The organism is Vibrio genomosp. F10 str. ZF-129, from assembly GCF_000287055.2.
Taxonomy (GTDB): domain Bacteria; phylum Pseudomonadota; class Gammaproteobacteria; order Enterobacterales; family Vibrionaceae; genus Vibrio.
This window is the reverse complement of record NZ_AJYQ02000002.1, coordinates 19,525-38,476: the sequence shown is the minus strand read 5'-3', so window position 1 is coordinate 38,476 and position 18,952 is coordinate 19,525. Positions and strand designations below refer to the sequence as shown.

Here is an 18,952-nt window from a genome sequence, read left to right as displayed (position 1 = left end):
ATTATCAATGAAGAGAAACTACAAGAAGCAGCTTTAAAACGAAAAGTGAAGGAAGTTTGTTTGTGGCTAATAAAAAACCACTCCCATTAAAAGGAGTGGTTTTGTTGTTTTGGTATTAGCAATAGCTATTCATTGTCATCGAAACGTACGAATTTGGCGAGCATTTCGGTCGCTTTATCGCCATAGTAATCACACCAAGTCCAGTTAGCCCCCATGAAAGAAACAACAACGATGTCTTTACCATCCACGTTGATAATGAAGTCTTCAAGTTGACTGGTTTCATCATGGTCATGTTCTTCAATTTCAAAGAAACCTTTTTCGTCATTGCGAGTGACTGAATAAAATTCAGGCATCGTCCCGTTGACCATGGCCATGATCTCTTTTGCTACTGAAACTTCAAAGACGGGTATTGCCCACCCATTCCAACGTTGGGTTGGAATACAGTACCCTTCGAATATCGATGAAGGGACATCATCAAGGGTCAATACTGCTTTTTTGTACTCTGTCGGCATCTCATCAACAATTTCAAACATTGAATCATCATTTGATTTAAGGCTCTGTACGAACCCGCCACCAACGGGACAAAATGTAATTTTACCCTTGGTGTCAATACTGACCGTGAAGTACTGATTGGTACCAATAAGTTTGACTACCTTTTTTAAATTTGCTGCTTTTAAAAGTGTTTTCATAATGAAATCCTATTTCTTAGTAGCAAGTGATAGTCGTCAATAAACCAACAAGATAGTAACTTGAAATATCTTCTGGTACATGACTCGCGTATCGCCACTCACTGTAGATATCGCCCGACTTAATGGTGATCGTCTGTTGTGGTTGGTCAATGTCGACCACTTGTTGTTGATTTGTGATTAGTGTCTGTAAGTGATTCATCACCGTTTTGTCATTAAATCGGCAATAGGGCGTGTCAGAGTTGAACTTTAGGACCTGCCATAAGCTGCTGTTAAAAGTGATTAACTCATCACCTTTTAAACCCGTATTTTTTGACCCCACAAAATATTGACAATCTTCAAATCGAAAAGTGTGTATTTGAGAGCCAAGGTTTCCGGTAATGCCAGCATCTTCAATACGGTCGAAGTCAGTCTCATGAACTGAAACAATGTTTGAATCAATGCCTAGAAAAATGGCCAATGCTTCTTTGTGGTTGTTAATTGTGGGTATATCGAAAGGTTCTTTACGCATGGGGTTTCCTTGTGTGTTTCGAATCGAAAAATAACTCGATAATGAGTTGAGGTAATAAAAGAACACGCCACAAAGTGGTGATTACTGGGTACGTGTGAAGTAATCAATTTACCTAATAACCTTACTATATGTTTACGGGTGACTCAATGAGATCACCATCTCGGCGCTTAGGCGGGGGCAATGGTGTTGTAGGACATTTGATTTTGGGTCCCCTTTGTCCATACTCATTAAGTAAGAAATGATAATACGATGCTATCCAGTTATCACAGCAATTCTCCCTGGCATCTCTACTGATTGATCTCCACCAGCTGGTGGAACACACACAAGGAAATACAATGATGAATATATCTATGTTTAACGTCGGCTCACGCCGCCTTCACTGTGCAGAGTGCGCCATTGGTGCCTCAAATGATACTTACTGGTCCTGTGGTATCCATACCCCTATGATTGATGGTATTGCATTGGGTAACCTTTGGAACAGTAAAGATAAGGCCGTCAGGGACGCATGCGAGACTTTGGACAGTGATCCCCAAGTGGTTCTTCACTACGCCATGAAAAGTCTGCTTATCTTGTCTATGAAAACTAAGAAGCCTTTTAGTCAAAATGGAATTGAGGAGCTCGAGAGTGCAAAATCACTGATCTTGAAGTTGGCTAATGAAGGTCACTTTTACCGGAGCGCATGCCCTACTCAATCAATCTATTACGTTCTTAACGGTAACGTTGTGACTGATCTACTGATCAAGTCGAACAATATCTGGTACGCGTATGATGGTGATTATATTGGCAGTGGCTTTCAAGCGTTGTATTCAAAAGGTGGGGAAGAACGCGAATCGTCGACTGCGTTATGTCCTGGGTATTTCGTCTTAACCGTGCAAGGTGAGTCGCGAAACCCTGTTCAGTGGCCTATCACTCTACCTGAACAGTTTGACAAAGGTTTAGCTGTCTGGAGTAAGTCCGATATAAACAGGGCGATGTGGCAACTTAAAAATGATGACTTCAATTTCATGTCGATGTTTCTCGATCATGTGCGAACCGGCATCAACTCCGGTGAAATCAGTGGTGTGTTTAATGAGTCGCTATCGTGGTCAATCTAGATTGCAGCCAAATAATAAAAGCTCCCATATATATCATTGGGGAGCTTTTATTGTCGGTTACATTTTAAGCCAAACCGACTTCAAGAGAACATTCCATTTTTTTTCCTTAGCTGAGCTCTTCTGCTAAATTAAAAAAAAAGACCAATGCTTATTGCATTGGTCTTTATGATTAAGAGCCTAAGACTCGTATCTACAGTGTTGAAAGGGAGGGTTTGGGAAAGGTTATTGCTTAATTAAGCTTGTTTCACTGCCAATCACTTGGCCTTCCGTCTTTCAATTCTTTCTAGAATTCGCTGCCGAGCGGCGGCGGGTGTATTGCTGGTGTCAGCCAAAGATAACCCCATTTTCAGTTGATGCATGAGCTCAACCTCTAATTTGGTTTTATAGATCCATTCTGGATTGATTGGCGAGAAACTATTGATGCAAGCCTTCTTGTATCGTCGCTGGAATCGACGGTCGATCGCGTTAATGAGCCGAGTCGATCTTTCGAAACCAATGCGAAGAACGAAAGCTTTCGCTTTTGCTTCATTGGGCAGAAGTTCCATATGACCTAGTCCATGTTAGTGGCTTTAGTCAGGGCTTCGCAATAACGTTCCTCTTGAAGAAGACCTTCAAGCACTGTCATACGATCCTTAGCTTGTTTCATCTGCTCATCAGATTGTCCAATGAAGGTGTTAGCGACCCACTTTACTGTATCGACAGCTGCGATAGCTTGGTCTTTACAGTGGCCTTGATCTGGCGCGGCCATAGTCAAAGTTGAAGTTGCAGTAACGAAGATAAATAGTGCGAGTTTATTGATCATGATTGTATTTCCTTGTGTGCTAAATGTATAAATTTAGGGGGGGACGCCCCCCCTGCTAATTAGTGCTTTCCACTTAAAAAACCATCAACCGACTTAAAAAGCCGCTTTTGAGCACGTTCGTAGGTCGTTGAGGTTACACTTGCTTCTTTCTGAGCTCGTTTCTCTTCCATCGAAATGGCTTCGTCAGATTTTACGGGCTTTGAAGAATTCAGCATTTTCGATTGAGCTATTTGTGAACGAAGACCGTTCACAAGTTTGCTTTGATTTCTCCATTTTTTGAGTAGAGGAAAGTAGGTATCCTGGCGAACGCCAAACTCAGGTGTGCCATGAGAAGCCATCATCCACTGGGCTGTATGCTCCAGTTTGTCACTCAACGAGACCAGTTTTCTATTCTCAATCAGTAATTGACTATCAAGAGCGGCTATCATGATTTCTCTCCGACCTTATTTAATGGATGATCAGAATAGTTATCTTCAATTTGCTTAAGTGCCAGCTCCTTAAGATTGATCTCACCAGACTGAAACTTCGCAAGCTCTAGAGCCAAACGCTCTTGATGGCCCTTTAACTCTTCAATCTGAGCTCCGATCTTCTCAATAGCAGAAGAAAGGCACTTTACAGCTGAAGTGTCTAAATCATCTAAACGAGTGTTGTTACCGGAGCTGTCGGTATTGATTGAGGGAACCTCAATACTTAAACCGCAACAGAACTGATTCGCACCTATATTCGGGTGTACAGGCTCGATGCTCAGCCCTACACGACGATTGAGTACTGGATTGCAACTGTTGATTAAAGGTCTTTTACCTTGGTAGATCATTGCCAATTTATGCATGATTTATTTTCCTTGTGTGATGATTTATACCCAAAATATGGGGAAGTACCTAATGTGATAGGTGGAGGGGTTTAATGACACGCCACTAAGTGGTGATTACTGAAGTTGTGCCGAAGTAATCAGGTTACTCACTGATAATACACGACTCTCTGGTTTTGTACAAAATACACAACCCACCAATTTTCTATTGGTTGCATAAACATGCAGAAGAAGAAATGAAACACCGGAAATTTTAGCACTTTGATGCATACGATGGCGAAATATGTGAATACTTTAGGTTTAATGGTTGGGGTTAAGGTGCGTAATTATTGGCAACACGAACCTGATTTACAGCCGTTGAGTGGGCCGATTTCGTGACTGAAACAAAAAAGGCATGTGTTACAAACTAACACTATGCCCTTTTATTGATACCCGTCTTAGGAAGGGTAAGTTACACTTCTTGAGGCAACACTCTTTGTGTGGTGGCTTCTTTTAGTCTTTCTATGACCTTATTGGTGTCATGAAAAATAACGTCCTTACTTTTGCATAGTACGACTTTTACGCTGTCAGAATCATCATTTAGAAATTGTTCGACCACTTGTTTAGCCGCGTTCAAATCCGTTGAAGCTAAATCCAGCGACAACTGTTTAACTTGAACAATTTCTCCTTGTTGGTCAAATCCGATAATCGCTACTTGCTTAAGCACACTAGCCATGAAGGCCTCCTTTAATCATTGATACAACAAACCTGTTTAAAAATTCGTCCCCATACATTGGTATCGCTCACCGAATCATAAATTGACGTTTAGCTTCACTTATTCGTTACCCTGAGTATTTATGCGTTCTTTGCTTGTCTGATGGACTAAATTAATAAGATCACTTTGTACAATGTGAATCTTTCTTCTTGAAACAACCTCATTTACATAAGCGGTACCGACTTGCTCAAAGAACATTGCGTTATCCCCATTCATTTCTATAAACTCTTTGATGTTGCTTTTCATTAAAATGGCGGAGTCGAAACGTTGGTTTTCATCGTATACATAACTAAAGTTTGGATTAATCGTTGATCGCTTGTACTTCCCATCGTTATCAATGTAGGCGCTAACTTCAACTCTTAATTCAATACCTTTCAGGTCCACTTTATCCATAAAGCGATAAGCCTCTTCTGTGTAGGCATTGAACTCATCAAAGACTTTCTGGTTTTGAATGACGTCCGATTTACGATCTCTCAACTGTGCCGCTGACTTTCCATCAGAAGATGCATTTTCTAACATTTTCTTTGAACGGTGCAATAAACCACCAATACCAAATTTATCGACCGACAATTCGCGCTCAAAATATTGGGTCAACTCATCCCCCGCAAGCTCTAAATTTTCATGCAACATCGTGATCATTTCTGGGTTATTAACCTGACAAACGAAGTACGCCTGTTCACCATCTTCAACCCTTGCGGCATCCATTACCCACGAGCTGGAATCACAAAACTTGAGGTTATCAAAGTGCTCTCCAATCGTTACAGTTTGCTCACGTCCTTCAATGTCAGTGATTGTATAAGAAGAGGCTTTAGCATTTTCAATATTGATTTTTTCGCCTCCGCATCCCATTACCAGCAATGCAGTAAAACAGGACAGAGCCAAGAGCTTGATAGTTTTCATTTAGTTACTCCATGTGAGGGTTGGTGGTTAAAATCTTATTTCAAATAAATTATATATTTAAATCATTAAGTTGATTAGTGCAGCCAATCGATATAGGCCGCAGTTCTACAGAAAGAACACATCCTCAATTATGTCCAATTGGGCGACTTATCTAGTTCAGTAATGAACAGCTGAGGGTCTTCGCTGTCATCAGTAATGTAAACAAGCTCGAGTGCTACATCGGTTTGAATGAGGACGTCAGTTGGGGCCATATTGGCAAAGTCATGCGTATAGCCTTTCGGCGTCTCTTTAAAGTTCCAACACCAGAAACGATCCCCAGATTTCACCTCATGAATGGGTTCTCGTTCTCTTGTGTCAGTAATATCCCAACAGATGTGACCATCACTTGCGGCAACAACTATGCACTGCTCATGGCGAGCATCTAACCCTGCTTTGATTTCTTCTTGCGACATTTTCACTACGGCAGTTTTCATGAATCTTTCCTCTCCCCGACCCACTTTCGACCCCAATGGGTCCATATGTTTGCACCTACAATGGCGGCAGTAACAATCGTCAACATCACAATTTCAATTGGCTCAAAAGTACCCATAGTTCACCTACATTCTTTCTGCGAGATATAAAGTGCCATTAACCGTATCGCGCATTCCATCTATCAGAGCGCCTTGGCGCGGGTATTCAGGTCTGTTGACCTCTTTCACAAACACTTTTTCACCAATGTCTGGCAATTTGTGTTTGTTACATAAATGCATGACTTTGCCTGGGCCTGTCCCAAGCTTTATGTAGATATTCATTTTAGGCTCAACTCCTTTCGTTCACTTAATCTCTTTTCATAACGCGAATCAAAAAGCACGTATTCAAGATTGTATTTTTCAGCTAAGGATTTCGCGTCAACAAGCGCCTCGTTAAGATCGCGATAGTCACGATCATTGACTGGTGAGAACTGTTCACGCTGGTGGCTTGTGCCGTTATGCAAATCAATAACGGTAATTTTGGACCTGTCGCCCCCTAAAAAAGAAATGAAATAAAAGTATTCCATGGGTGTCTCCATTAAACGTCATTATCATCTAATGACTGATTGTGAAGCGAAGTTGACTAAAAATTAGAATATCGCCACATTGAATAGCATGCGGCACATCTTTCACTTTAAGGTGCCATCCCAAACGGATAAGTCAGATCGGGTTGGGTGCGCCCCTCTTAAAAAGCTATCTTCCAAACAAACCACTCTCAATTGAGATGAATCACTAAACTCGACTGTCCAATGTGTTTCGTCGTGTCCTTGAATGTCATTAGCGCAATGGTTCAATACATGCGTAAAGAGTTCTTGCGGTCCCATTTTTTCATCGATAGGGCTAAGTGACACTTTGGCAAGACCCGCTAAACAGGAATCGTATTTCGAAGTTCGCATTTGTATTTCCTTGTGTGCTGCAATAATGTGCAATAACCTAATTTGATTAGTGTACCAAACAGCACAACAAATGACAATATTCTCTGGCTTGTCGTTGAAATCTAGGTCGGAACGAGTCACGATTAGCATATGACTATACTCAACATGACATTCAATCATCGACTTTAGAAACAGCAGAAATTAGAATAATATCCATATTAGGTTAATTAACCAATTATGCGAGATAAATGGGTATTCAAGGTGGTTTTAATTATTGTTGCCCTATGCAAAATCACTTTAGGAAGTGGTACTCATAAAGAAGTAAGCAGCTTCAAACTATTAACTGTTGCAATAGTTATGAACGGAATGGGGCTGTTTATTGACTCCGAAACCCCATGGGCAGTCCTTTTTGTTGAACTCAATCCTACCGATTGGTTGAATGCCTTAATGGGCGGAATGGTGATGTTTGTGTTCTCTCTGGCCTTGGTTGTTATTATTGGTAGAAAACTAGACGATATCTTTACGATATTCAGTAATAAGTCATAAATTCCATAGCGCTATGATGGATGAATGAGAGGAACCCAGAATGGCTACAATAAAAGATGATCAACTCGTTAGCACTACCTTGCAACGCATTCAGGACAATGAAGCCATTGCCAATAACGAGTATAAAATAGCTTTTCTCGCTGCCGTTAGATTGATAATGGAGGGTTCAAACGAACATGTTGATACCATCAATACCGCAACTAAATTGCTTGATTCCACTGGCTTGTGCGACTCTGATGGCCATATACTGAAGTTCGGGGACTTGGTCCAAAAGCCCACAGAGTGTAATTCGGAAATGCATGGCGCTTGGGCTGTTTACGAGATAGTTAGACAAGGCGCGACCCCCATGCTTTCGTATCGCTATTCAGAGAAAGGTGAAGTGTTACCTATTGGGTGTTTGGCCAGTCCATTGAGTGATGAATATGACCTAAAAATGTTTTGTTTTGCCAAATCATCGAATACTCTTCGTCCAATCACTGAGGTTCGTCGTTTGGACCGATAGCTTGAGAGGCCGAGCAATACTAACTTGAAAATCATTTAATCAATCTTCCTATGGACAACCGTGCCCTCGTCAGAAAATACACATTAAAGTTGTCTATCATTTGATTATTAGTTTAAGTATCGACATACTGTAAATTCAACACGATAATTCGATGCTATCCATTTATCGCAGCACCTTGCTGGCATCCTTTTTAATACCTCCACTATTACCACTTAGTGCTTCATTCTATATCGCTAAATTCATAGCAAACACACAAGGAAATACTGCATGATTATTAGGAACGCAAAAGGCGAACGCCGTAATTTGTGCCACCTTAAATGTATCTTTATTGGTACGGCTAATTGGAATCTTTACGCCGATTCAGAAGGTACTGTGTTTTCAATCCCAAAACCCGATAGCTGTCCCAGCGTGAAGCAAAGCTGGTTTGGTAATAAAGACCATTTACTAAGGCTGATGAGAGAGTCCGGTACCGAGACATTAGGTCAGGTTACTGAAGATGGATTAGAGTTCATCAATGGCTTGTATCACAGGCTTATGCCGTCATCATCACCCTGGTTAAAGTTCTATCAAGAATAAAACACCATCTCGAGTATCTAGTTCAGCAATAGAATTTTGCTATTGCTGTATCACCCGTCCCTAACTAAATCTTTAACACACAAGGCACACACGTATGAAACGTAAAGAACTTTTAGCGTTACTTAAAGCTCACTCTGAAAAGCAAGTTAAAGTCCACATCAAGGATGGCCCCACGGCTTTCCCGACATTCGTTGATAACAACTTTATGAACAGATCGGATATCAATATTGATACTGAAAACAAACCTCTTAGCACGAATGAAATCTGCAAAGAGTTGGAAGATGTACAAAAAGCTGTACCCATTTATTTTTGGATGAGCGATATCGATTTACTCAAAATTACAAACTATGAAGTTACCGATACACTCGACTTTTTTGTTCAACCTATCTAATACCAGTTCGGCACCTTTAGCGTTTAGCTAGGTTGTTGAGTCTTTAACGCTTCACTCCACCAGCTGGTGGAATGAAACACAACGCACAAGGAAATATCACCATGAAAGCATCCCTTTCTAAAATCATTGAAGCCGCCGTACGCGAGCTTCGCCAAAGAATGCCAAAAAATCTTGATGGCTACGATCGAGGTCTATCAGCAGCAACGGTCGCTATAAATAGCATGGTTGTAAAGCACAGCACTCAGCTTGAGTATGAAGCGGCCATTAATGCTCTCATTGAGCAGGAAGAAAGATTGTGGACTTTACGTCAAGAGCATGTGAATGCCAAACGCGAGAAAGAACGCCGCTCCGAAAAACTTGCTCTGAAGGGTTTTGTTAAAGACTCACGTAAGTGGGAAGATGACATCAAACGAAATCATAATGGGGCAATTTTTAATCTAAGCGTAAAAATTCAAGCGGTCAGGAATACGATTGATCATTTCCTGAACATTGAAGAACCACTGGATTCACGCTTAGTAAATTCACCTGAAATACCTGGGGTCTACAAGGACTCAACCCCTGTTAAGTGTCCAGATTTTAATCTGGCACAACCCACATACGACAGCAATACCGGCTTTATTGCTCCACTATACGCAACTCATAACGAGTGCTTAAAAGCAGCAATGACTGATTTCATTGGGTACTTCACCAAGAAAAACACTGACCGTGCATCATTAAACGATCAGCTGACATCAGAAAGTATCAATGAGTTCTTTACTCAATTCATTAAGAATAAGCAAATGGGCCTAGGACGCTCGATGCTCGAAGTATTATCAGAATTCCAAACAGCCTTGACCGACACGATCAATCAAATGGATACGCCAATTGAAGGGTTTTTGCAATGGGATGTACTGAACATCATTGCCAATAGCGCAATAGAATCACAGGCTTCAATCAATAACGGGAAGCTGCAAGTTAGGTTTTTAAAAGCCTTATTTGAAGTCGGATACCATAAGAGAAACCAAATGGTCCCATATGATGAACGCATTTTTAAAGGTGTTTATTACACGGGTACTTGGGCTTCAACTGATTTTCCAACGAGTCGCGAAAAGTTTTGTGAGGACTTAAGATCTGCAATTTCTATCTCTAAGCTCTTAAGTGAATATTCCACGCACGTAGCACAACTGCATGGGTATTCGACGATGCATGAATACTTAAGCAATGAGCAATATGGTCCGAAGTATGTCGAATGGTTTGATAGAATCACTGATTACTATACTGATTTTAACTATGCCAAACTCAATATTGAAGATCAGAACATCATCGAAATTGAGTTCCTTACAATGTATGCGCTTTATCATGACCAACTGGACTTCATGATAGAGGAGCAGCCTAACCCAGCCATTATTGATTTACTTGGCTTCCATGTTAAAGAGATAGTAAAAATCAAAGAAGGGTTCGCCCCTATTTTGAGTTTTATGCCTAACAAACATGTCGGGTTAAACGCACCTGTCTTTCAATTACCCTTCACTCTTACAAATGGCAAGACCAACGGTAAAGACTTTGTCAACGTCAAAGTGATATTGGATAAGAATGGTCTGTATCTAGGCGGTACGTCTGGTTATGACCTTACCTATCCACAATTTACGTTCAAAGACGATTACTTTAATCAAATTGAAAGTACACCGGACTCCTACATCATTCGACCTTTTAAAGAAGAGTATGTCTTTATCACAGTCAAAATGGGGGATGAAGGGCTTATTGCCGATTTATGGGAAACTCTAGAAGACAAAACCGAAGAGCTGATTGATTCTGCCGCAATTGAATATTCTGAACTGATGAATTTCAGTGATGTGTTCAATAGTATTGAGAACAAGAATACTGATGTTGATGGTATTTCAAAACAGATAACAGAGTACATCAAAGACGAAGAAGGGAGTTGCATCACGCACTTGCTGACGGCTTATGGTGCCGATGTTTCTCTTCGATTCACGATGTTAAGTGAAACGGACTGGGACCTCGTACTCGATGTCACTGAGCAAGATAACCCGAATAACGTGATTGGCTCATTAAATGGGCTAACCGATAACCTGACGAATCTTGCGGATACTGTTCTTAATATGGTTCTAGAGGCTCGATTTAGTGTCGAAAGCCAACACCATGAATTTGGAGTAATCTTATGAAAACTAACAACGTGAATGCTTTCGTAGTGATGAAAAAGATTGGTCACTTGATCAGTATGATTGGGAGTACTTTGGAAATGAAAAGTATGGCCGTTACGCGGTGTGTAATAACACCAATATCAAACGTAAATTAACGATGGGTGAGTTTTACGGAACATCCACCGTCGACTAATTGAAGTAAGTAATAACAAAAGGGGAGCTCATGGCTCCCCTTTTTTTATGCGCTAAAAAGATGAACCTCTCCTGCATAAGGTTCTATTGCCTGAACGAATTTATTCACAAACTCAAGGTACTCTTTCTGAAGAGCAGGGGCGCTTCCATACGGATAACCAATGTAGTATCGATCGGTAAAGCAGCTTGTGTTAATGATGACCATGGTATCTGACAAAGCAGTCTCATTGGCTAAAAATGCTCGGTTAAACTCCCGAGCGAGTTCTTCAAGATTTACAGGCTGAGATAGCAGTAATTCCGACATGTAAAAAACTGAATTCGTAGAAAGACTATTGATATTCGACTTTTTAACAAATCGAGAGATATTAGAGAGGTCCTGGCTAATTGAGTCCATAAGATCGTAGTGCCGACCAAGCTCGCTTGCATTTGTGAGATTTGAAAAAAAATACCCGAAAACAATGAAGTCAGTTTCTCCTGCCTCTAAGGTTCTATCAACTGCAATCTCTTCTATACAGAATGGGTTTTCAAAAGGAAGTATTTCCTCATCATCAAACTCTTCTTCATCGTCTACATCGAAGCTCACATACTCATCATGATAACCAAACTCATCAACACTTCTGTCTAGTGGGGATACCCACATTTTTACACCATCACTCAACACGATAGAATGACTCAAACAATTTTGTCGTGTGTAGTACTTATCTGTTTCGACTTTTGGTTGACTGAAGGGAATGACAGCCAGTTCTCTTAAGGGCTTAGTCCAATTAGTTTGAGAGTTGAGCCATTCTTTGGAGAGCAACCCTAGAGCCTCTTTAAATTCAGGGCTGTAGATAAAGGTCTGGTAATATGTGAAATATTGATGTTTGTCTGAACATGGCGATACACTTTGAAGAACGCCCCAAAGGTTTTTTTCTACACTCTTTGAAGAGTCTGAATTAAACAAATATCGACCAAGTACCATATCAACCAATTCGAAATAAAGCGCTTCCTCAAACGTTGATGACCCAGTCAAGGTCGTTCGAAAAGGGTGATTTATAGTCATAAGTTGTTGAGGTGGTAGTGAGAGCAACTCATTCGACCCAGAAACCCATTGAGAAAAAGGAGTATCAATGTCCTGAGAGACATCGACAGGTAGGCCCTTTGCGTTGATGTGCTCTGCAGAAAGCAAATTCGCCACACAAGTGTTTAGGTGCCACGATGCGTTTTTATCCCAATATTCAATGATCAGCTCTTTAAGATTGCTAACTATGTTTTGCACTAATTCTGGGGTAATGCTTTTGGGATCAAACAAAGTCAAGGGGTCGATGGTGATCGCGTCAAGCATTTCAGTGAGTTCGTTTTCCTTTGAGCAATACCACTTACCTTTACCATTTGGCCTTAGGCCATTAGGCGGCGGCATACTGTCAAAGCTATCTTTGGTTAGCCCCCTAAGCAACAAAGCTATTCCACCAACTGGGCTATTATTGTCTATGCGAATGGATGTCTTAAATGAATCCCACACAATCCTTGCTTCAGATTCACTTAATACAAAACCGGCATCAAAAGGAAACTGGTGATAGTTAACCATGATTGAAATGCGATGATGCTCGTTGAGCTCATCAATAAGCTTAGGAATGAATGAAACTTCAAATTCAATGGGTAAATCAGAGAGTAATGCGCTGGTGGTCCGGTACTGATAAGAAGTAGCTACCCGCTCTCGAACGCTTGCTAGTTTAATGTCGTGGCCTAAATGCTTAAGCCAATCGTGAATGGATCTACAAAATGTGGCGTAACCGGATTTCGAGTCGATCATAATCAAACCTCTTACTTCAGCTGGCGCTTAATTATCAGCCAATAGTAGTTGTTTGAGAATATTCAACATAAATCGGTCTGGATGTATCAATTTAAATTCATACGTTGGAGTCTAAGCGCAACTCAGGTTGTATTTACCCAATCGCCTTGGCGATCTGTTCAGATTACACCTGAAATCGATTGTCTGCAACTGGAGGCTTAAATGATAAGTAAAGCGCCTAAGGCGTCAATAAGCCGATTGAGGGCATGTTCGTTCATGATTTTTATCGATTCAATCAGTACGGTTTTCCATACCTACAATGATCGGTATAGAATTTTTCCTCATAAATATATCGATCCCTTCAAGGTAACCATCACTGTTAGGGGCTGATGCTATTTTATTGCGAAGAGTATTCACTTTAAGTATGCAGTTTGAGTCTACATCAATCTCAATGAACCCTGCTTCTGAAACATGAGAGTTACAGGCCTTTTCAATCTCGATTTCAATAAGGTTGTTAACCATAATTAAACCAAAATCATTCATGTAGTCTTCATATGCTATCGCATTATTCATCGGTGCGAATACGACTAAGATAAATAGGACAATCGAACTCTTCATTTCTTTTTAACCTCTTCATCATCGGCAATCTGGAACCAAGCTCCGTGGTCTTTTGTTCTAATTGCAATGTCAAATTTATCAATGAATTTCGTAATACTATTTGATGCGACCTGATCAGAACAATAGTGATGACCACCTAATGGTCGAATATCGTTGATGATGGTTTGGATGTGGCGCTCTTTCCCGTCACTCAATACCTTTCTTACACGATTCATCGTACGTTTAAATGGAGTCATATAATTAGTATCGCAACTTCTTACTCCTGATTGAGCGCCACGCATGTCTTCATTAAGTGAATTGATAATTCGATGCGCTGTGGCGTTGGAGCCATGCTGAATTTTAGGAGGGACTTCTAGCCTAATGGTGTATTCATAATCTCCCCAAACCAGTGTCCAAAAATGGCAATCTGCACTGCAAATATAGGGTGTTTCGACCCTATTCAAGGTTCTGAGATTCATTCGTTTCGAAATAGAATACACGCCAATTCTATATTGTTTTAAAAGTAGTTTTTTAAGGTCAGAGACTCGAGCGCTTGAAAAGCTGACGAACGCCACAAGCAAATGGGGGATTGCAATTTCTCTCTGGATGCTACTTTTTTCTTGCCATTCCTTTCTTTTGTCTGCATCAATTTGCCAACGTGCGAGTTGCTCAATTAAAGGATATGTTAGCGATTTTTTACATTCGACAGTTTGGCACAGTGAGTTTTTAACTCCTATGTAGTCCGGTCTGCCATTAAATAAGTCAATGACGACTTCTGGGTATAGGTACCAACCATTAAGCTCGAGAAACACTTTGGCGACATCCGCGATCTCAGCTTCATTTTTGATAGGTATGTCCTTCATTTGTAACCTCCGCTTCCGATTGGTCTAGGTGACTAGTAACTTGTAGTTTCGGTAATGGGTTACCGCTTACCTATGGTTTCTAATTCGGGGTATTTCGATACAACTGACTTCTCGATCAATGCCAGCTCCTCTTTCATTCCTTTAATCTCCACCAGCGCTCTGTGAGCCTCATTCAGTGACAGAGTCGTTCCCATAGCATTCGTTAAGACGGTTAATTTTTCTTTGCGTAAAGTAAAGCTGCGCCAATGATGTTGAAACGTTTTAATAAAGTTCGCTTTAAGTAAAGACATAGTTGAATTCCTAAAAGTTACGTTATCCCAACTTTGTATGTTCAGGACATGAGTGGATTAAAAGAGAATGAACAAATAACTCAATGGTGATGGTTAATGCAGAAGGGAAAGCTCTCATTAATCCCATCCACATAGAGAGGGACATGTCCAAGAAGCGGTTCTGAGTGATGTTACACTTTGACGATACTTTGTTTTTCAACCATAAGTAGTCTCTAAAAGTAAGCCCCTCTTCCATTCGCACTCTGAGCTCTGTTTGTTGTAGAAAACTTAAAGAGGATTTCTCGTTCAGAAAATGCGTTTCAATCGATACGACTGACGATTTCGGAATTTCAACATCAATACCAAACCATTGTAATAGAGTGCCAATAAGAACAATGGTCCCAAAACCGGCTCCAAATATTGATATCGACCAGAAAACATTCGTTTTAGAAACGTACCATGGCCACGTAATGGCACAATAAACAGCATCAAAAAGATTGACCTCTTCATCCTGGGTGATTTCATCATCTTGATTAGAAGGCTCAGTATTCTCAATCGACAACAAGGCATGCCCTCGTTTCATTAATATCCCAATCGAAAGGTAAATTGCAGCGCTGGCAACCGAATACCACGCAAACGCTGCGTAGGCACAAAAAGGCCAAATTCTAATGATCATGAGTTCTTAATTCCGTTGGTTTTGTATGATGCGAGTATCGTTCGTTTATCATGATTGGATTCTTTTAATCACTCTATCCAACCGAGATGAAGTGCCCATATTGCCAAACTTCAGTAATGCCTTATGACTTAGTAACATCACCACTAAGTCATGATAACACTGTGGATCATCTCTTTCTTAAAACGCCACCTAATCTTTCCAATTACTAATATTAACTTAATTAGGTTATTATTTGATGATTATTTTCTGATTTCAAGAATTGATTAACCTTTAATGGTTAACCACTGTTGGTGGTATAGGGTATATTGTATTTATGGGCCTAGGTACGCTTTAAGATATAGTCGCGGGGGATGGTCTTAACCTTGATAGAAGTGAATTTGAGTTTCTTACCAACGCCATCAGACAATGAACATGACAATTAATGCCGAGTAAGGAAATTGTACCAATAAGCAACGTTTCGTAAGGAGACATTTAATGGAATACTTAAGTATAAGAACTGACAGCGTTCGATTTAAACTTGCAGTGGAATCACCACAAAAGCGAATGATTTTATTTGTTGTCCTAAGAGCTATATTTGCCCTCACGGCTCTGATTTGGTTTGTGAATGGTCAAATAGCAACATGTATACTTATACTTATACTTATGCTTTGTTTTTGTTGTCATTATATTTGTATGCCGTATACAGGTTGGGGATTGTCATCGTTAAAGACAGTTAAGTCGACTCCACATTTTGTACCCTTCAAACACTGGATGATCCCATTTTCTCGAGAGGAATTATCAGGTGTTGAGTATCAAGAAATGTTGAACAGTTTCACTGCACCTACAAATAAAAAAATGGCCAATATAATCGCTTTGCAAGGGCATCTCACTGTGTACGATGCGGTTAATCTTTTCATGCTTGATACATTGTGTTTTACACCGGAACAAAGTAGGAGAAATGACCACAAACTTAAATCTGAGATGAAGAAGAAACTATGCTCCAGAGACTAACAGAATACACTCTTATATCGGCGTTATTTTGCGCATCGTTAATACTGATTATGTGGGTAAAGTGGTTTTGTGTTCAAAATGGACTATTGGGTATCGAAAATGAATCACTCGGCCTGGACGGTGTATTGGCTTGCTTCTGTTTAATGTTTGGATTTAAAAAAGTACACATAGCTCTCGTCTCCAAAATCTTTCGCAATTCGTCCATATTTGACGCTAACAGAAATGATAATTGTGGGAAATGAAAGTGAAGTGCTATGCGTGATACATCCGCGACATAGTCATAAGCGACAAAGGCGGATTGTCACCATATCCTATCTAGGTGTTTAAAAAATTATATCCAACTCTTCATGGTAAAGAGGTACTAACTCTCCAAACACCTTTTTTGCTGCTTTGTGCCATAAGTCTATGTCAAAGCCTGTCACAATTAATGGAATTAAATAATTCCAATACATTAAAGATGCGAATTACTGAACCATAACCTTTCTTAGTCTATACACGACTGTTGCAGAGCCATCAAGATATCTTGTTGTATAACCCCCATTTCCAGTATGGTACGAATATTCACAACGCCCTGGCACTGATCGCGAACCACCTCTAACAGTAGACCCATTGAAATAGCCAAGCCCTGATGCAGAAACGGTAATAGTACATTTCCCTAAGTTCTTGGACGCCGAAACAACACCACCGAATGTTGCTGACGTATTTTTGGGGAGAATGACAGTGTCAATATCAGATTGAATGAAGACCGTATTAGCTGTTGATGGGATACCTATATTTCCGGATGTATTACCGGACCAATGAGCTTCCCAACTGGCACCTGCTTGTGAAAAATTCGCATCTTGAGATAGCGTGGACGGTACAGGTGTTGTCGAATCTCCTGCAAGTGATCCAGTCGACAACAATAATGCTGTCATTAATGTACTTAGCCTTACCAACATAACAACTCCTATTGATGGTTCATGTTTTCCAGCAATCATACACAGTAACTTCCATTCATGTGCACTCAATATGATACATAGAACGAGAAATTTGTTAAAAATGTGCAGTGAGATTGATCACAATATAAGTCCAATAAAAATATAGAAATTTACAGCACACAAGCATTGATGTGATGAATGCAATGTCATGACAGATCAAGAATTGAGGCTTAGTTTTTCTGCTTTCGTCGTAAGTTAAGAATTATAAAGAAAGAACATTGCAAAGATACGTATCGCCAATGCCTTAGTGATATGGCCTAACTAGATAGCCACCTCAAAAGCCCAATAAATACCATAAAACAGTCGTGTATTGCATTTTCAGTCGATTAAGTGCATATTTAAAGTCAATTATGTTAGAACCGATGCAACCATATCTAACACGGCAATAGCTGGCATCACTACCCTACCTTCCACCACAGGTGGATATATTCAAACACACAAGGATAATCTTTTGATAACTTTAAACAGCTGCAAAGCTAATTGGAGGTTCTCAACATGAACTTTTCTAGCACCTTGTTATACGTTTCTATGATAACGACGGTCACATCTATCCTAATAGCTAGAACTCACCAGAATATCACCGAAAACGTTTACAAATGGTACGACTATATTGCGGCGATCATGACGGGTACATTGACATTAACAACCTTATGGCCATTATTTGGTCAAACTCAATATCAGTATCAATGGTTCGTCGCTATGTTAAGCACTTGTATATTGATTAAAACACTCATAGCTTTACTACTCGACGTCAAACATCGTAGTAAATCTTCTGTGTTGTTCATTGTCTTTTGCATTGTCTTACAATGGTTAGGTTTATAAATAGTTAGGACATTGCTGAGTCAAGTGTCCTTCCCTCTAAATTTATAACCTTCTTACCCCTCTCCTCATCAAGTAGCATTAAAAAAATGCCACCAACTTGATTGCTTTTTTCTAGTATCACTGCTGTACGCTAACTTACTTATCCGCTCTATTTTATGGATAAATTCCAACATCGTGCTTTGCACGAACACACAAGGAAATAAAAGATGAATAAACCACTGTTAATTCTCAACTGCTCTGGAGCCAAAAACGAAGCATCATCAAAGGCACAGGATTTATATCTTGGTGCAATGTTCGTGATGCTACGTTCAAAAAAAATCACCATTGAAGAGGAATTTGAATTGCTCATTCTTTCGGCCAAACACGGCCTTATTCATGGTTCTGAATGGATTGATAATTATGAACTTCGAGCGCCCTCACGAAAAGAAATTGGTGCGCAAGATGAGTTTGTGGAAAAACACTCCAAACAAGCCATTAAAACTTTAGAAACATATAAAGGGTCCAATAGAGACATTGGCATCTTTATGACTAAAGACTACATGGCTCTTTGGGATAAAATGTTCCCAACCGAAAATTTCCACGGATTTGAGAAATCTACTATTTCATACGATCATCGCGGTATTGGTGAGCTAAAGGGGCGATTAAATGCCTTCTTGAAAATCCACCTCAGCAGTTAAACAACGAATCTTTTTCAACACAC

At 40.1% G+C, this 18,952-nt stretch carries 27 protein-coding genes; 9 read left to right on the top strand and 18 right to left on the bottom strand.

Annotated elements, in window-relative coordinates; genetic code table 11:
• Positions 1–125: 125 nt before the first annotated feature.
• Together A1QO_RS00840 and A1QO_RS00835 are read right to left on the bottom strand one after the other, a co-directional pair.
• Positions 126–689, bottom strand: a complete 564-nt coding sequence (locus tag A1QO_RS00840) for a hypothetical protein (RefSeq protein WP_017041306.1) — start codon at positions 687–689, stop codon at positions 126–128.
• Positions 690–705: 16 nt separating this feature from the next.
• On the bottom strand, positions 706–1,197 hold the full coding sequence (locus tag A1QO_RS00835) for a hypothetical protein (protein WP_017041305.1): 492 nt from the start codon (positions 1,195–1,197) through the stop codon (positions 706–708).
• A 335-nt stretch (positions 1,198–1,532) separates the two neighbouring features.
• Here A1QO_RS00835 and A1QO_RS00830 point away from each other — a divergent pair, with 335 nt between their 5' ends.
• A complete protein-coding gene (locus tag A1QO_RS00830; protein WP_017041304.1) occupies positions 1,533–2,291 on the top strand; it encodes a hypothetical protein in 759 nt (252 codons plus the stop codon).
• Between the two features lie 254 nt (positions 2,292–2,545).
• Here A1QO_RS00830 and A1QO_RS00825 read toward each other — a convergent pair whose 3' ends face one another.
• The 10 genes from A1QO_RS00825 to A1QO_RS00780 all read right to left on the bottom strand — a co-directional run bounded on the left by A1QO_RS00825 (position 2,546) and on the right by A1QO_RS00780 (position 6,960).
• Positions 2,546–2,836 carry a hypothetical protein gene (locus A1QO_RS00825; RefSeq protein WP_017041303.1) on the bottom strand — a complete coding sequence of 97 codons (291 nt, stop codon included), beginning with the start codon at positions 2,834–2,836 and terminating at the stop codon, positions 2,546–2,548.
• A gap of 5 nt (positions 2,837–2,841) precedes the next feature.
• Positions 2,842–3,093, bottom strand: a complete 252-nt coding sequence (locus A1QO_RS00820; protein WP_017041302.1) for a hypothetical protein — start codon at positions 3,091–3,093, stop codon at positions 2,842–2,844.
• Positions 3,094–3,152: 59 nt separating this feature from the next.
• A complete protein-coding gene (locus A1QO_RS00815; protein WP_017041301.1) occupies positions 3,153–3,521 on the bottom strand; it encodes a hypothetical protein in 369 nt (122 codons plus the stop codon).
• A complete protein-coding gene (locus A1QO_RS00810) occupies positions 3,518–3,922 on the bottom strand; it encodes a hypothetical protein (RefSeq protein ID WP_017041300.1) in 405 nt (134 codons plus the stop codon). The genes A1QO_RS00815 and A1QO_RS00810 overlap by 4 nt, the downstream gene beginning before the upstream one ends.
• A 430-nt stretch (positions 3,923–4,352) precedes the next feature.
• Positions 4,353–4,616, bottom strand: coding sequence for a hypothetical protein (locus A1QO_RS00805; protein WP_017041299.1), 264 nt, complete (start codon positions 4,614–4,616; stop codon positions 4,353–4,355).
• 99 nt (positions 4,617–4,715) lie between these two features.
• Positions 4,716–5,555: a hypothetical protein gene (locus A1QO_RS00800; RefSeq protein ID WP_017041298.1), complete on the bottom strand. Its 840-nt coding sequence runs from the start codon at positions 5,553–5,555 to the stop codon at positions 4,716–4,718.
• A 128-nt stretch (positions 5,556–5,683) separates the two neighbouring features.
• Entirely contained in the window at positions 5,684–6,028 is a 345-nt protein-coding gene (locus tag A1QO_RS00795) for a hypothetical protein (protein WP_017041297.1), read from the bottom strand.
• 123 nt (positions 6,029–6,151) lie between these two features.
• A complete protein-coding gene (locus A1QO_RS00790; protein ID WP_017041295.1) occupies positions 6,152–6,346 on the bottom strand; it encodes a hypothetical protein in 195 nt (64 codons plus the stop codon).
• Positions 6,343–6,591, bottom strand: a complete 249-nt coding sequence (locus A1QO_RS00785) for a hypothetical protein (protein WP_017041294.1) — start codon at positions 6,589–6,591, stop codon at positions 6,343–6,345. Before A1QO_RS00785 ends, A1QO_RS00790 begins: the two co-directional genes overlap by 4 nt.
• 102 nt (positions 6,592–6,693) lie before the next feature.
• Complete coding sequence (locus A1QO_RS00780; RefSeq protein WP_017041293.1) at positions 6,694–6,960, bottom strand: hypothetical protein; 267 nt, start codon at positions 6,958–6,960, stop codon at positions 6,694–6,696.
• 216 nt (positions 6,961–7,176) lie between these two features.
• On the opposite strand from A1QO_RS00780, the gene A1QO_RS00775 reads away from it, so the two are divergent.
• The 5 genes from A1QO_RS00775 (at position 7,177) to A1QO_RS00755 (ending at position 11,116) form a co-directional block, all read left to right on the top strand.
• The gene (locus A1QO_RS00775) at positions 7,177–7,485 is read left to right on the top strand and encodes a hypothetical protein (protein WP_017041292.1); all 309 of its coding nucleotides are present in this window, start codon (positions 7,177–7,179) and stop codon (positions 7,483–7,485) included.
• 40 nt (positions 7,486–7,525) lie between these two features.
• The gene (locus tag A1QO_RS00770; protein ID WP_017041291.1) at positions 7,526–7,987 is read left to right on the top strand and encodes a hypothetical protein; all 462 of its coding nucleotides are present in this window, start codon (positions 7,526–7,528) and stop codon (positions 7,985–7,987) included.
• 267 nt (positions 7,988–8,254) lie between these two features.
• Positions 8,255–8,563, top strand: coding sequence for a hypothetical protein (locus A1QO_RS00765; RefSeq protein WP_017041290.1), 309 nt, complete (start codon positions 8,255–8,257; stop codon positions 8,561–8,563).
• Between the two features lie 94 nt (positions 8,564–8,657).
• Positions 8,658–8,954: a hypothetical protein gene (locus tag A1QO_RS00760; protein WP_017041289.1), complete on the top strand. Its 297-nt coding sequence runs from the start codon at positions 8,658–8,660 to the stop codon at positions 8,952–8,954.
• 101 nt (positions 8,955–9,055) lie between these two features.
• Positions 9,056–11,116 carry a hypothetical protein gene (locus A1QO_RS00755; protein ID WP_017041288.1) on the top strand — a complete coding sequence of 687 codons (2,061 nt, stop codon included), beginning with the start codon at positions 9,056–9,058 and terminating at the stop codon, positions 11,114–11,116.
• A 217-nt stretch (positions 11,117–11,333) separates the two neighbouring features.
• On the opposite strand, the gene A1QO_RS00750 is transcribed toward A1QO_RS00755, so the two are convergent.
• The 5 genes from A1QO_RS00750 to A1QO_RS00730 form a co-directional block, all read right to left on the bottom strand.
• Positions 11,334–13,079, bottom strand: a complete 1,746-nt coding sequence (locus tag A1QO_RS00750) for a hypothetical protein (protein WP_017041286.1) — start codon at positions 13,077–13,079, stop codon at positions 11,334–11,336.
• Between the two features lie 270 nt (positions 13,080–13,349).
• Positions 13,350–13,676, bottom strand: a complete 327-nt coding sequence (locus A1QO_RS00745) for a hypothetical protein (protein ID WP_017041285.1) — start codon at positions 13,674–13,676, stop codon at positions 13,350–13,352.
• Positions 13,673–14,518 (bottom strand): hypothetical protein, encoded by an 846-nt coding sequence (locus A1QO_RS00740; protein WP_017041284.1) that lies wholly within the window; start codon positions 14,516–14,518, stop codon positions 13,673–13,675. The genes A1QO_RS00745 and A1QO_RS00740 overlap by 4 nt, the downstream gene beginning before the upstream one ends.
• A gap of 59 nt (positions 14,519–14,577) precedes the next feature.
• Positions 14,578–14,808, bottom strand: a complete 231-nt coding sequence (locus A1QO_RS00735; protein ID WP_017041283.1) for a hypothetical protein — start codon at positions 14,806–14,808, stop codon at positions 14,578–14,580.
• A 22-nt stretch (positions 14,809–14,830) separates the two neighbouring features.
• Complete coding sequence (locus A1QO_RS00730) at positions 14,831–15,463, bottom strand: hypothetical protein (protein ID WP_017041282.1); 633 nt, start codon at positions 15,461–15,463, stop codon at positions 14,831–14,833.
• A 474-nt stretch (positions 15,464–15,937) separates the two neighbouring features.
• On the opposite strand from A1QO_RS00730, the gene A1QO_RS00725 reads away from it, so the two are divergent.
• Complete coding sequence (locus A1QO_RS00725) at positions 15,938–16,453, top strand: hypothetical protein (RefSeq protein WP_017041281.1); 516 nt, start codon at positions 15,938–15,940, stop codon at positions 16,451–16,453.
• 464 nt (positions 16,454–16,917) lie between these two features.
• Here A1QO_RS00725 and A1QO_RS00715 read toward each other — a convergent pair whose 3' ends face one another.
• Complete coding sequence (locus A1QO_RS00715; protein ID WP_017041279.1) at positions 16,918–17,430, bottom strand: hypothetical protein; 513 nt, start codon at positions 17,428–17,430, stop codon at positions 16,918–16,920.
• 495 nt (positions 17,431–17,925) lie between these two features.
• Here A1QO_RS00715 and A1QO_RS00710 point away from each other — a divergent pair, with 495 nt between their 5' ends.
• Both A1QO_RS00710 and A1QO_RS00705 read left to right on the top strand, forming a co-directional pair.
• Positions 17,926–18,252 carry a hypothetical protein gene (locus tag A1QO_RS00710; RefSeq protein ID WP_017041278.1) on the top strand — a complete coding sequence of 109 codons (327 nt, stop codon included), beginning with the start codon at positions 17,926–17,928 and terminating at the stop codon, positions 18,250–18,252.
• A 206-nt stretch (positions 18,253–18,458) separates the two neighbouring features.
• Positions 18,459–18,929 carry a DUF6884 domain-containing protein gene (locus A1QO_RS00705; protein ID WP_017041277.1) on the top strand — a complete coding sequence of 157 codons (471 nt, stop codon included), beginning with the start codon at positions 18,459–18,461 and terminating at the stop codon, positions 18,927–18,929.
• Positions 18,930–18,952: the final 23 nt, after the last annotated feature.